The sequence below is a fragment of the Enterobacter sp. CCUG 70166 genome (assembly GCF_020224095.1).
In the GTDB taxonomy this organism is placed as follows: Bacteria; Pseudomonadota; Gammaproteobacteria; order Enterobacterales; family Enterobacteriaceae; genus Enterobacter; species Enterobacter intestinihominis.
Genome location: NZ_NRIQ01000015.1, coordinates 1 through 13,348, shown reverse-complemented (window position 1 = coordinate 13,348; position 13,348 = coordinate 1). Strand labels below are relative to the sequence as shown.

Here is a 13,348-nt window from a genome sequence, read left to right as displayed (position 1 = left end):
TAAAGCTGATTATGTTCTCCCGAGGTCTACTGTCTCTACCAGAATCAAGTGCATTCTGGGGGCATAATGGGGGGCATGATTTATAGCCCTATTTTGAGATGCCCCCAATGAAGCTAACAGTCAGACAAATTGATACAGCCAAACCCAAAGAGAAGCCGTATAAGCTATCTGATGGTGGCGGCCTCTACCTTGAAGTAACTACCAACGGCTCACGTTACTGGCGTTTAAAGTATCGCTACGCAGGTAAAGAAAAGCGTCTTGCTTTCGGCGTTTATCCCGAGATTTCTCTCGCTCAAGCACGCGAAAAGCGTGATGCTGCGAAAAAGCTGCTGTCTGCCGGAAGCGATCCCGGTGAAGTAAAGAAAGCAGAGAAAATTGCCCAAAAGCTTAACTATGAAAATACCTTCGAAGCTATTGCCCGTGAATGGCATCAGTTGAGAGCGGATCGTTGGTCATTACGCTATCGCGATGAAATTATTGATACCTTTGAAAAGGATATTTTCCCCTACATCGGTAAGCGCCCTATAGCTGAAATTAAGCCCATGGAATTGCTGGAAACCCTTCGTCGTATGGAAAAGCGTGGTGCATTAGAAAAGATGCGCAAAGTCAGACAGCGCTGCGGTGAAGTATTCCGTCATGCGATTGTGACCGGACGCGCTGAATACAATCCAGCACCCGATCTCGCCACAGCCCTCGCAACACCAAAGAAAACACATTTTCCATTCCTGACAGCCGAAGAACTCCCTCACTTTCTTAGGGATCTTGCCGGTTACACCGGTAGCGTTATTACCAAGACTGCGACTCAAATCATCATGCTTACAGGGGTACGAACTCAGGAATTACGTTTTGCCCGCTGGGAGGATATCAATTTTGAAAAGCGGCTTTGGGAGATCCCTGCTGAAGTGATGAAGATGAAACGACCACACATCGTTCCAATGTCGGATCAGGTTGTCGAGCTCTTTGAGTCACTTAAACCTATTACCGGGCTATACCCACTGGTATTCGTCGGACGTAACGATCGAACGAAGCCGATCTCAAAGGAAAGCGTTAATCAGGTTATTGAGTTATTGGGATATAAAGGAAGGCTGACAGGACATGGTTTCCGCCACACGATGAGTACCATCCTCCATGAAGAAGGTTTTAACTCAGCGTGGATAGAAACGCAGCTAGCACATGTGGATAAGAACGCGATACGTGGGACTTACAACCATGCGCAGTATTTGGAGGGGCGGAGAGAAATGATGCAGAAGTATGCAGATTATGTAGAAAGTTTAGTCTCTCGAGGTGTGTGAAAATTCAGCAGTATAAAGATTCTCACCCCCTATTAGCATTCTTATAATAGAGATTGAGAATCTTTTTTTTCCCTCTCGCTTAAAAGCTAAATACTTTATATTTAACTTACCCGAGCCCTGGAGCGCTCCTGCTCACGAATTCGTGCCTCAATTTCGGCATAAAGATTAGCTTCAGCATTTTCTCTGTCCGTTGCAGTAACAACTAATGCATAAGGTTCATGTTGGCTATTAAGTGGGGTGCCCCACTCACGATCATTTCTAGTTACAACCACAAACCACTTTTCATCTGGAGACCTTTGCTTAAAAGTCCAACTAGAGGATTGTACTGTACCATGATCACGTTGTTGTGCAGTAATAGAACGATTGCTTACCGCATCGTCATTCCTAGAATCAGTACCATCTTGTATATCATGATTAAAGTATTGCTGAACATCTTGCAACGAAGAACCTTTAACAAGCCTGTAAGATATTTGTGTTGCTGTATAATCTAATCGCGTTGTCCTGACTGCTGGTGAATACGCTAAAGTAATGTGCAGTTCTCTTACTGCTCGCTGAGTTCTTAAAAAAGATGTAGGTAATGGAAGCTCAAAGAATTGATGAGTGTCATCAGAGATTTGCTCTTCACACATCATAACAACTACTTCCTCGGACGAGCGATATAAACCATCTTCCTCAACAACTCCATATCCAACGACATCTCGAATAACACTACGATTTCGGGTTGAAGGTTCAGATTTATAATGTTCTGTAACCTCTTCTGAGAATGTATTCTCCATCTGCGGTGTCAGCGCAGCGTGATTGACAAGCATAGCTCGCAACATATTGGCAGACATATCTGGATATTCATTGAGTAAACGTGCAGCGAGGTGCGTGATATAAGGTGCAGAAAAACTAGTTCCACTTTGTTCAGAGAAAAGTGTACTTCCTTGGAATTGATGGTGGCAGCTTAGCACACCAAGTCCTCTGGCATGTTGTCGCCATTGACCTCCAGCATTACGCATAGGTGCCGCAAAGTTTCCACCGTGCGCAACTATTTCTGGTTTAAATGCACCTTTCACAGAAGGTCCATGCCGCGTGAATGGTGAAGGTTGATATTCACCTGCAGGGCTTAAATGGCTAATTTCATCAGCACGACGTTGAGCGTCAAATGTTGCATTATGCCTTGCATAACTTCCTGCCGTTAGAACATTGAGTGCGGGCGCTGGATCAATAATAACTGAGCTATCGTGGATTAAATAGCTGGGATACTCTGCCCGCCAACTTTCTACTGGAACATCAGGGTCACTGCTACCATTAAAATTACCTGCGGAAACTACGAAAAGAATATTGTGACGCCTCGCCAGCACATCAAGCACATAAGCAATACCTCGGATGTGCTTTCCATCGTAAGGCGCATTTGCATTGCCAAGTGATAAGTTAAAAATACGACATCCTAGACCAACGAAATATTCTACTGCTTCGGTCAAAGTTGTTTCAATCGTAGCAGTATCAAATTCCCCTTGGGCATTAAGAATTTTGCCGTTATATAACCACATTGACGGTTGCCAGAAATTGCTAGCATCGCAAGCCTCAACATCACCATATAGGGCAATACCTGCAACAGCAGTACCATGTCCAAAATGGTCAGATTCATCTTCATTATCCACGAAGCAGGCACTCTCAGCTATTGCACTACGCAATAATGGATGTGCGGTATTAATTCCACTATCAAGGATGCAAACTTTTACGGCATTAGGTAATGGAGATGGGATATATTCGGGGATAAAATTGATATCTTTGTTCAGTTTCTCATACGAGATTCCACTGACAGGAAGACGGTCCACCATTCGAACATCACGGTGCTCAAGCAGTTTTTCAGCTTGCTCTAAATTTACTCTTACCCGGTACATCAGCAAACTATCAAGATTAATTCTATCCAAGCGATGAATCATATTTTCGCGGAGCCAGTTTTCAAATTCTCCGCAGATCCGAGCTCGAGAAGGATGTTGTGTCGTTTCTACCGGCCACAGCTCAACATCTAGACCGAAGGAATCTGAATCAGGAAACCCATACTGTTTCACTGACCAGCTTTTGCGATCCTCATTAGTCCAAACATCAACGCTATCCAATGCGGTTAAAATTTGCTGGTAGGTTATATGAGCGTGACCAAGCTGTGAAAGGTGTTCCTCAAAAAGAGCGATTCCTCGTTCATCAGCAAAGGCAATACATATTGTTTTATCTTCTTGACTGACGAACTCTATTCCATGCCTATCCATATGAGCAATATCTAACATCCCGGTATACTGTAACTTCAGCATATACCGACCATCATTATCCTTTCCTGGAATTTGTGGATTAGCTAATTGTGTAATACTTCGTAATTGCTCAGACAAAATGCGTCCATGTAAGCGCAAGTCAGCACGCTGTGTTCTCGGAATTTTGAACTGGCGTGTGCGTCTAGGGTTCTGAAGAGATTCTTTAGCAATACTAAGATGTTGATATTGTTCCGTCATTTATTATCCCTGACGAGTTTTGTTTATATTTTCCCGTAAAAGTGCATTCTTAAGATCTTTGAGAGTCAAAAACTCTTGGCTACGTAAAATCATTCTCTTGATTGCACGTCTTACAATCCGTTCTAAATCAGCACCACTTTTTCCAATGAATAGTGAGAGAACCTCATCGTCTTCAAGCTCAAACTGGCGGCGAATACCACGAAGTTTGAGTTTCATCAATTCTGACAACTGATGTTTATCGGGTAGTGGAAACTCAATAGCATCGTCAAAACGCCTCCAAATAGCACTATCCAGGATATGTTCATGGTTTGTTGCTGCAAGAATTAAGCTTTTTCCTTGGTATGCATCCATCATTTGTAAAACAGCATTTACAACTCGTCTTAACTCACCATGATCCCCACTATCCCCACGTTCTTTACCTATAGCATCAAACTCATCGAAGAGTACAACCATTGGGTATTGAGAGATAAAATCAAATATTTGGCGTAGGTTAGCAGCAGTTTCACCAAGATATGAAGAAACCAGAGTATCAAGCCTGACGATGGCCAACGGCATATCCAATTCACAAGCCACTACTTCTGCAGCAAGAGTTTTACCGCACCCAGGAGGACCAAAAAAAATAACTTTACTGATAGCTTTCATTCCGTAAGTGCGTAACACATCAGCCCTACGATTTTCTTCAAGTATCTCTTCGACAGCATCTGAACTTGATTCAGGTAGTACGATTTCATCTAAAGAACGACTTGGCTGTCTAATATCTAGCAAGGGCAAGCCTCGCTCTTTGTCCACTGGCACTGGAGGTGCAGCGGGCACTCGAGAGGTTTGTATCGCATGATCACCATAAAGAATATGTTCAAGGTCATTGGCAAGAAGATGATGTTGTTTTTGTCGTTCTTCTTCAATGATCACTTCCGAAACACGACGGAAGGCCGCGACATCACCTGTCGCTCCAGCTTTTATAAGCTGTCTTAGAACCTTACCGTTAGCCATCTTTTTCCCCTGAGCATACCCATACAAATAAAACCTTTAGTTCAGTTTAGCATCGGCGTAACGCCATAAGAAGTTCGTTCTATCAACATTTCTTGAATCCCTGAAGATTTTATTTGCATATCAGAATGGGGGTTACATCCTTTAGGGAATTTTATAAAAATATGAATATCAATAAGTTAAGCAACTTACTGATATCATGATAAAAAAATCCCACAACAAAAGTTATATATGATTTTTCGAATATATTGTTGCGATCTTAGACCTACAGAGTATCCTGTTATTAAACTAACCGGAGGACAGATGCTACTAACATCCTTACAACTCTTCAAAAATCTCTCCGATGAAACCCGCCTGGGCATCGTGCTGCTGCTCAGGGAGATGGGAGAGCTGTGCGTGTGCGATCTTTGCACGGCGTTGGAGCAGTCGCAGCCCAAGATCTCCCGTCATCTTGCAATGCTCCGGGAAAGTGGTCTATTGCTGGACCGTAAACAGGGCAAGTGGGTTCACTACCGCTTATCCCCGCATATTCCTTCCTGGGCCGCTCAGGTGATTGAGCAGGCCTGGTTAAGCCAACAGGACGACGTACAGGCCATCGCCCGTAAGCTGGCATCGGCAAACTGCTCTGGTAGCGGTAAGGCTGTTTGCATCTAAAAAATTTGCCTGAACATATATGATTTTACGAATGTGAGGTATTTAGAATGAAGACGTTAACGGTGTTTGACCCGGCAATGTGCTGCAGTACCGGCGTATGTGGCTCAGATGTCGATCAGGTTCTGGTTGATTTTTCTGCTGATGTGCAGTGGCTGAAAGGACGTGGCGTACAGGTTGAGCGTTACAACCTGGCGCAGCAGCCCATGAGCTTTGTTCAGAATGAGAAAGCGAAAGCATTCCTCGAAGTATCTGGAGCAGAAGGGCTTCCGCTACTGCTGTTGGACGGTGAAACTGTGATGGCAGGGCGATACCCAAAACGTGCTGAGCTGGCTCGCTGGTTCGGTATTACGCTGGAGAAGGTAGGGTTAGCTCCCACCAGCTGCTGTGGTGGTAATACTTCCTGTTGCTGAATATGTCAGGAGGACATATGAAATTCTTACAGAATATCCCGCCTTACCTGTTTTTTACTGGCAAGGGAGGCGTAGGAAAAACTTCCATTTCCTGCGCGACGGCTATCCGCCTTGCCGAACAGGGCAAGCAGGTTTTGCTGGTCAGTACCGATCCTGCCTCGAATGTCGGCCAGGTATTCGACCAAGCTATCGGTAACAACATTCGCCCTGTGACAGCAGTTCCTGGGCTTTCTGCTCTGGAGATTGACCCGCAGGAAGCCGCCCAGCAATACCGCGCCAGAATTGTTGATCCTATCAAAGGTCTTCTGCCAGATGACGTTGTTAACAGTATCAGCGAGCAGCTTTCAGGAGCCTGTACCACTGAGATTGCGGCGTTTGACGAGTTCACCGGCTTATTGACAGACGCTACCCTGCTGACCCGCTTCGATCACATCATTTTTGATACAGCGCCGACGGGCCACACGATTCGCCTTCTCCAGCTTCCCGGTGCCTGGAGTAGCTTCATTGAAAGTAATCCAGATGGTGCTTCCTGTCTTGGCCCAATGGCCGGGCTGGAAAAGCAGCGTGAGCAGTATGCTCATGCAGTAGAGGCGTTATCCGATCCTGAACGTACCCGCCTGGTTCTGGTTGCACGACTGCAAAAATCGACGCTGCAGGAAGTCGCCCGCACCCATGAAGAACTGGCTGCAATTGGCCTGAAAAACCAATACCTGGTGATTAATGGTGTGCTGCCTAAAGCCGAAGCTGAACATGACGCCCTGGCCGCTGCGATATGGCAACGTGAGCAGGAGGCACTGGCAAATCTTCCTGCCGGTTTATCTGAGCTACCGACAGATACCCTATTACTACAGCCAGTCAATATGGTTGGTGTGTCCGCATTGAAGGGACTGCTGGATATCCATTCTGAGGCGTTACCGCTCCCGGCAACGAACGCTCTGTACATGCCTGAAAACTTATCGCTCTCTGGCCTGGTCGAGGATATCGCTCGCAGTGAACACGGCCTGATTATGCTGATGGGCAAAGGTGGCGTAGGGAAAACCACGATGGCTGCGGCTATAGCCGTCAGGCTGGCAGACATGGGATTTGACGTGCATCTCACGACCTCTGATCCTGCTGCGCACCTGAGTACAACGCTGAACGGCAACCTCAAAAACCTGCAGGTCAGCCGCATCAACCCTCGCGATGAAACCGAACGCTATCGTCAGCATGTTCTTGAGACGAAGGGAAGAGATCTGGACGAAGCAGGGAAACGGCTACTGGAAGAGGATTTACGCTCTCCCTGTACAGAAGAAATTGCCGTGTTTCAGGCCTTTTCCAGGGTGATTCGTGAAGCGGGTAAACGGTTTGTTGTCATGGATACCGCCCCTACGGGACATACGCTATTGCTGCTGGATGCGACCGGGGCTTACCACCGAGAGATTGCCAAAAAAATGGGTAGTAAAGGTCATTTTACTACCCCAATGATGCAACTTCAGGATCCGGATAGAACCAAAGTTCTGCTTGTTACGCTTCCTGAAACCACACCAGTGCTGGAAGCGGCAAACCTGCAGGCTGACCTTGAAAGAGCGGAGATTCATCCGTGGGGCTGGATTATCAATAACAGCCTTTCCATTGCGGATACGCGTTCTCCGTTGCTTTGCCAGCGTGCTCATCAGGAACTGCCTCAGATTGAGGCTGTTAAGAATCAGCATGCTGACCGTATAGCGCTTGTTCCGGTGCTGGCGTCAGAGCCCACCGGTATTGAAAAGCTCAGAGAGTTGATGAGTTAATTTTTTGGCATATACAGGGCGACAAAGTCGCCCTGTCAGGAGGTTTTATGTTACTGGCAGGCGCTATTTTTGTCCTGACCATTGTTTTGGTTATCTGGCAACCAAAGGGATTAGGGATCGGCTGGAGTGCAATGCTGGGCGCGGGACTGGCTCTGATATCTGGCGTTGTGCATGTGGGCGATATTCCGGTGGTGTGGAATATCGTCTGGAACGCGACGGCGACCTTTATTGCCGTGATTATTATCAGCCTGCTGCTTGATGAATCAGGCTTTTTCGAATGGGCGGCATTGCATGTTTCTCGCTGGGGTAACGGTCGTGGCCGTTTGCTCTTTACGTATATCGTTCTGCTAGGTGCAGCGGTAGCGGCACTGTTTGCCAACGATGGTGCGGCACTTATTCTGACGCCGATAGTCATCGCCATGCTACTGGCATTAGGGTTCAGCAAAGGCACGACACTGGCATTCGTCATGGCTGCTGGGTTTATTGCCGATACAGCCAGCCTGCCGCTTATCGTATCCAACCTGGTAAACATCGTTTCTGCAGACTTCTTTGGACTGGGCTTCACCGAGTATGCGTCGGTAATGGTGCCGGTTGATATTGCAGCCATTGTTGCCACGCTGGTTATGCTACATCTGTTCTTCCGCAATGATATTCCACCGACTTACGACCTGGCTCTCCTGAAAGCACCGGCAAAGGCGATTAAAGATCTGGCAACCTTCAGAACTGGCTGGATAGTGTTGATCCTTCTTCTGGTTGGCTTTTTCATCCTTGAGCCGTCGGGTATCCCGGTCAGCGCGATTGCTGCTGTAGGCGCTGTCATTCTATTTGCGGTGGCGAAACGAGGCCATGCCATTAACACCGGTAAAGTGCTGCGCGGTGCGCCATGGCAGATCGTCATCTTCTCATTGGGGATGTATCTGGTGGTCTACGGTCTGCGCAACGCCGGGCTGACCGAATACCTTTCAGGTGTGCTGAACGTACTGGCGGATAAAGGACTCTGGGCTGCGACGCTGGGTACTGGCTTCCTGACGGCTTTCCTGTCTTCCATCATGAACAACATGCCTACCGTGCTGGTTGGCGCTCTTTCTATCGATGGAAGCACCGCAACAGGCGTTATCAAAGAAGCGATGATCTACGCCAACGTGATTGGCTGCGATCTGGGCCCGAAAATTACACCTATTGGTAGCCTGGCAACGCTGCTCTGGCTGCATGTACTTTCACAGAAGAATATGACCATCACCTGGGGATACTATTTCCGCACAGGGATCGTCATGACTCTGCCTGTGCTGTTTGTAACGCTGGCCGCGCTGGCGCTACGTCTCTCTTTCACTTTGTAATGAGATACTGATATGAGCAACATCACCATCTATCACAACCCGGCCTGCGGCACGTCGCGTAATACGCTGGAGATGATCCGCAACAGCGGTAATGAACCGACCGTAATTCTTTACCTTGAGACTCCACCTTCACGCGATGAGTTGGTCAAACTTATCGCAGATATGGGGATTACAGTACGGGCGCTGCTGCGTAAAAATGTCGAGCCTTATGAAGAACTGGGGCTTGCCGAAGATAAGTTTACTGACGATCAGTTAATCGATTTTATGCTTCAGCATCCGATCCTGATTAACCGCCCGATTGTGGTGACACCGTTGGGAACGCGCCTTTGCCGCCCTTCCGAAGTGGTACTGGATATTCTTCCGGATGCGCAAAAAGGCGCATTTGCTAAGGAAGACGGCGAGAAAGTCGTTGATGAAACAGGTAAGCGATTGAAATAAACATAAAGGGGGCAGACGCCCCCTTATTCTTGCCTCAAGGCATAAGACCTGAACCTTCTGGCAGAGTACTATTCCCTTCACCAAGTTTCATTTGCAGCAAAACCGTGTCAAGCCAGCGGCCATGTTTGAAACCAATGTCCTTTAATGTGCCTATTTCAGTAAATCCTGCGCGGATATGCAGCGCAACAGAAGCAACGTTAGCGCTGTCACCCACAACAGCAATCATCTGACGATATCCCTGAGATTCGGCCCATTTTAATGCATGATCGAGCAGTGCTTTTCCGACGCCCTGGCGCTGATAAGCCGGATCAATATATATCGAATTTTCAACCGTGAACCGATAAGCATGGCGTTCGCGGTAACGGGAAATATAACAGTAGCCAATGATCGTATCGCCCTGCAGGGCGACATACCATGGGAATCCCCGAGACTGAATGCTCCTCAGTCGGTTAAGCATTTCCTGCATATCCGGAGGTTCGGTTTCGAAGCTACCTGTACCATGCAGAACATGGTGAGCATAGATATTGCGTATCGCGGTAATGTGCTGTTCTTCAGCTTTGATAATGTGCATCGAATTGCTCCAGTAATGGTGTTTTACAAACTACCGGAATTCGCGACAGCAGGTTAAGCACTTAAACTTATAATCTGTATAAGCAAAAGTTTGGCTACAGAAGATGGGGCCGCAGCCCCATCTATTAGCCTGCCATTTTTGCCAGCAGAGCTGCACCCACTGGTTCTTCGTTCTGCAGTGGTGTTAATGCAATACGCTTTGCAAACTGCTCTGTAACGTCATTTATCAGCGGCAGTTCGCGACTGGCTCGGGTTACCAGGAACGGTGAGGACGGTTTCGCAGCAGCCAGACTGCTATTGATTACCCATGCCCATGGTTCAATTTCAGCCCGACGCAAATCCTGTTGCAGGTTTGCTGCTTCCAGTACAGGTGTCGTTTCGGCAAGCGTCACGATAATCACCTTCGTCTTCTCCGGGTCCTGCAATTGCATCATTGGCGTCAACACATTGTCATGCGTTTGCCCCATCTGACGCACCATTTCCCGGTGATAGGCTCCTGTTGCATCCAGTAGCAGAAGCGTGTGACCTGTTGGCGCTGTGTCCATAATGACAAAATGTTCGTCTGCCTCTTTGATGATCCGCGAGAATGCCTGGAAGACGGCGATCTCTTCAGTACATGGTGAGTGGAGATCTTCCTCCAGCACCGCCAGCCCTTCTGCATCTAACCCTTTCCCCTGATTTTCCAGAACAAAGCGACGATAGCGTTCAGTCTCTACTTTCGGGTCAATACGGCTGACCTGAAGGTTTGGTATCGAGCCATCCAGCGTATAAGACAGATGTGCTGCCGGATCTGACGTCGTCAGATGGACTTTATGCCCGCGTTTTGCCAGAGATACCGCCACCGATGCTGCAACAGCCGTTTTGCCGACACCGCCTTTACCCATCGTCATTACCAGACCTTTACCTGTCAGGCTGAGTTCATCCACCAGCGAGGCAAGTTTCGGTAAATCCAGAGTGTTCAGCGTCGTAGTTAGGAGAGACATCGAGGCTTCGCTCTCTGTAAATAACCCACGCAGGGCTTCGAGACCGACCAGATTAAATGGCTTCAGATACAGCTGCGAGCGGGGAAGGTTCGCCAAATTCTCTGGCATAGCAAGTAGCGCTTTTTCCTCCCGAGCTAAAATACTTTGCGCCAGCGGATCATTTTCACCCACAAATGGCGGCAACACACCATTAATGGCAAGGTGTTGATGCCGTAAACCGATAGCAGACAGCTCATCATGCGTATGGGAAACCTCTTTCAGTGTCGAAGCCTGGGCGCGGGCAACCAGAACCAGACGCGTGAGTGCAGCATCAGAGAGCGCCTTAACCGCATCTGAGTACTGGTGCTGTTGTTTCTCCAGCCCCACCAGCGGCCCGAGGTTAGCGGCGGCATCGGGGTTCGCTTCCAGATAACCGCTCCAGGCTCCCGGCAGCTCAAGCATGCGGATGGTGTGACCGGTTGGCGCGGTATCAAATACGATATGGTCATATTTTTCCCGCAGCTCATGATTGGTCAGTAGACCGGTAAACTCATCAAACGCAGCGATTTCCGTGGTGCATGAGCCAGAGAGCTGTTCTTCAATACTGCTGACCACATCGGCTGGCATCAGCCCGCGAACCGGGTCGAGCACGCGGTCACGATAAGCCTGTGCTGCAGCCATCGGATCAACTTCCATCGCGGCAAGATTTTCTACGGTGCTGATATCTGTGATTCGGTGGCCGATAGTCTGGCTAAAGACCTGGCCGACATTGGAAGCCGGATCGGTACTCACCAGAAGCGTTCTCTTACCCTGATCGGCCAGCCATACCGCAGTAGCACAGGCCAGAGATGTTTTACCCACGCCACCTTTGCCAGTGAAGAAGATGAACGGGGGAATGTCTTTTAAAAATGGAATATTCATCAGTAATAGCTCCTCTGGAATTAAGGCATACGTGGAATGCTGCAGCAGCGTGGTTGCGTGTTGTCTTCACTCCAGTCCTGAGTAAGCGGAATACCTGACCAACGGGCGATATCTTCACGCGTCGGGAGTTTGCCTGCCATCACGAGCTTCCCATCGAGCAAGGTGACGGGGAGGGACTCCATTCCTGATGTGTTCAGGAACTCTTTGATGACAGGGGTATTCAGGAACTGCTGCGGGTTCTTCGCAAGGCTGTAGCGCTGAATATCAACGCCATTCTTTTTCGCCCATTCGGCGTTGGCGTTCCATTTGACGGCATCGTCGCTGACCACAACGCTACTGGTTGCGCAGCAGCCTGCTGCTTCAAAGATCTCAATTTTTGACATGGACTGTTTACCTCAGTGTTTAGTCATTTGGCTTTACACTGAGGTAAACGAAGGTGACGGGAAAAAGATGCGCGATTAATTCATTTTTTTGTGGCAGCAGACGGGAGACGTGTCATCCGCCTCAATCTGACAAAGTTCTGTCATCGTTTCTTTCAGGTGCTTTCTGGCCCGAAGCAAACGGGATTTAAACGCCGTAAGCGTAATTCCCAGTTCATCGGCCAGAGACTGCTGGGGACGCCGGTTAAGGTCGGACTCTTCAATCAACCATCGCTCATCTTCGGGTAAAGCCTGTAATGTTTCAGGCAGGCAAATATCCAGCGTTGAGATTGCATCAGGGGATGCGTCTGTTAATGGGGCATCTTCTTCCAGCTCAACAAACTCCCTGGTGGTGCGGTACTCATCAATCAGCAGATTCCTCGCCGCCCGATATAGCCAGGCTCGCGGATTCTCCATCTCGCAGAAACTGTCTGAATGAGCGCGGGCACGCAGGAATAGCTCTTGCAGAAGGTCTGCTGCTTTTTCGCTATCACCTGTCTTCGATGTCAGGAAGCGAGAAAGTTCGGCTTCATGTTGCCGCCATAACGCGTTCATGCAGTTGTTGAATGCCGTTACATCACTCATCCTAGCCCTCAGATTTTGCTCTGATTAACCCGCCTGGAAAGTTCTTCTGCAGACTCTTTACGTTCGCTGTAGCGATCGACGAGATAAGCTGAGCTACCTCTTGTCAGCAGAGTAAATTTCACCAGTTCTTCCATCACATCCACGATGCGGTCGTAATAAGACGATGGTTTCATTCGTCCATCTTCATCAAACTCCTGCCAGGCTTTTGCCACGGAGGACTGATTCGGGATGGTGATCATCCGCATCCAGCGGCCAAGAATGCGCATCTGATTTACGGCATTGAAAGACTGGGAACCACCGCAGACCTGCATAACGGCCAGCGTCTTACCCTGAGAAGGGCGAACAGCACCTTCCGAAAGTGGTATCCAGTCAATCTGGGCCTTCATGATGCCGGTCATCGCACCATGGCGTTCAGGTGAGCACCACACCATGCCTTCGGACCAACGAACCAGCTCACGCAGCTCCATGACTTTAGGATGCGAATCAGGCGCATTGAAGTGGTCAACAAAAAC

At 48.4% G+C, this 13,348-nt stretch carries 13 protein-coding genes; 6 read left to right on the top strand and 7 right to left on the bottom strand.

The annotated features are described in order from the left end of the window. The first annotated feature begins 107 nt into the window (after window positions 1-107). Window positions 108-1,292 carry a tyrosine-type recombinase/integrase gene (locus tag CKK19_RS07375; protein WP_063162107.1) on the top strand — a complete coding sequence of 395 codons (1,185 nt, stop codon included), beginning with the start codon at window positions 108-110 and terminating at the stop codon, window positions 1,290-1,292. A gap of 101 nt (window positions 1,293-1,393) precedes the next feature. On the opposite strand, the gene CKK19_RS07370 is transcribed toward CKK19_RS07375, so the two are convergent. Both CKK19_RS07370 and CKK19_RS07365 read right to left on the bottom strand, forming a co-directional pair. Beyond that, window positions 1,394-3,784 carry a S8 family peptidase gene (locus CKK19_RS07370; protein WP_074147574.1) on the bottom strand — a complete coding sequence of 797 codons (2,391 nt, stop codon included), beginning with the start codon at window positions 3,782-3,784 and terminating at the stop codon, window positions 1,394-1,396. 3 nt (window positions 3,785-3,787) lie between these two features. Further along, entirely contained in the window at window positions 3,788-4,774 is a 987-nt protein-coding gene (locus CKK19_RS07365; RefSeq protein WP_032294507.1) for an AAA family ATPase, read from the bottom strand. Window positions 4,775-5,074: 300 nt separating this feature from the next. Here CKK19_RS07365 and arsR point away from each other — a divergent pair, with 300 nt between their 5' ends. Genes arsR through arsC form a run of 5 tightly spaced genes read left to right on the top strand, consistent with a single transcriptional unit; the run spans window position 5,075 to window position 9,379 of the window. Beyond that, the gene (gene arsR, locus CKK19_RS07360; RefSeq protein ID WP_054627853.1) at window positions 5,075-5,425 is read left to right on the top strand and encodes an As(III)-sensing metalloregulatory transcriptional repressor ArsR; all 351 of its coding nucleotides are present in this window, start codon (window positions 5,075-5,077) and stop codon (window positions 5,423-5,425) included. 47 nt (window positions 5,426-5,472) lie between these two features. Next, window positions 5,473-5,835: an arsenite efflux transporter metallochaperone ArsD gene (gene arsD, locus CKK19_RS07355; RefSeq protein ID WP_054627854.1), complete on the top strand. Its 363-nt coding sequence runs from the start codon at window positions 5,473-5,475 to the stop codon at window positions 5,833-5,835. 17 nt (window positions 5,836-5,852) lie between these two features. Beyond that, on the top strand, window positions 5,853-7,604 hold the full coding sequence (gene arsA, locus CKK19_RS07350) for an arsenite efflux transporter ATPase subunit ArsA (RefSeq protein ID WP_054627855.1): 1,752 nt from the start codon (window positions 5,853-5,855) through the stop codon (window positions 7,602-7,604). A 47-nt stretch (window positions 7,605-7,651) separates the two neighbouring features. After that, window positions 7,652-8,941 (top strand): arsenite efflux transporter membrane subunit ArsB, encoded by a 1,290-nt coding sequence (gene arsB / locus CKK19_RS07345; protein WP_063853778.1) that lies wholly within the window; start codon window positions 7,652-7,654, stop codon window positions 8,939-8,941. Window positions 8,942-8,953: 12 nt separating this feature from the next. Further along, complete coding sequence (gene arsC / locus CKK19_RS07340) at window positions 8,954-9,379, top strand: glutaredoxin-dependent arsenate reductase (RefSeq protein ID WP_054627857.1); 426 nt, start codon at window positions 8,954-8,956, stop codon at window positions 9,377-9,379. Window positions 9,380-9,413: 34 nt separating this feature from the next. Here arsC and CKK19_RS07335 read toward each other — a convergent pair whose 3' ends face one another. The 5 genes from CKK19_RS07335 to arsH all read right to left on the bottom strand — a co-directional run. Beyond that, window positions 9,414-9,950 carry a GNAT family N-acetyltransferase gene (locus tag CKK19_RS07335; protein ID WP_054627858.1) on the bottom strand — a complete coding sequence of 179 codons (537 nt, stop codon included), beginning with the start codon at window positions 9,948-9,950 and terminating at the stop codon, window positions 9,414-9,416. 124 nt (window positions 9,951-10,074) lie between these two features. Then, a complete protein-coding gene (arsA, locus tag CKK19_RS07330; protein WP_054627859.1) occupies window positions 10,075-11,832 on the bottom strand; it encodes an arsenical pump-driving ATPase in 1,758 nt (585 codons plus the stop codon). A gap of 20 nt (window positions 11,833-11,852) precedes the next feature. Continuing rightward, window positions 11,853-12,215 carry an arsenic metallochaperone ArsD family protein gene (locus tag CKK19_RS07325; protein WP_054627860.1) on the bottom strand — a complete coding sequence of 121 codons (363 nt, stop codon included), beginning with the start codon at window positions 12,213-12,215 and terminating at the stop codon, window positions 11,853-11,855. A 75-nt stretch (window positions 12,216-12,290) separates the two neighbouring features. Beyond that, window positions 12,291-12,836 carry a sigma-70 family RNA polymerase sigma factor gene (locus tag CKK19_RS07320; protein ID WP_063853779.1) on the bottom strand — a complete coding sequence of 182 codons (546 nt, stop codon included), beginning with the start codon at window positions 12,834-12,836 and terminating at the stop codon, window positions 12,291-12,293. Between the two features lie 8 nt (window positions 12,837-12,844). After that, the coding region (arsH, locus tag CKK19_RS07315; protein WP_225455086.1) for an arsenical resistance protein ArsH at window positions 12,845-13,348 on the bottom strand (504 nt) is incomplete at its 5' end.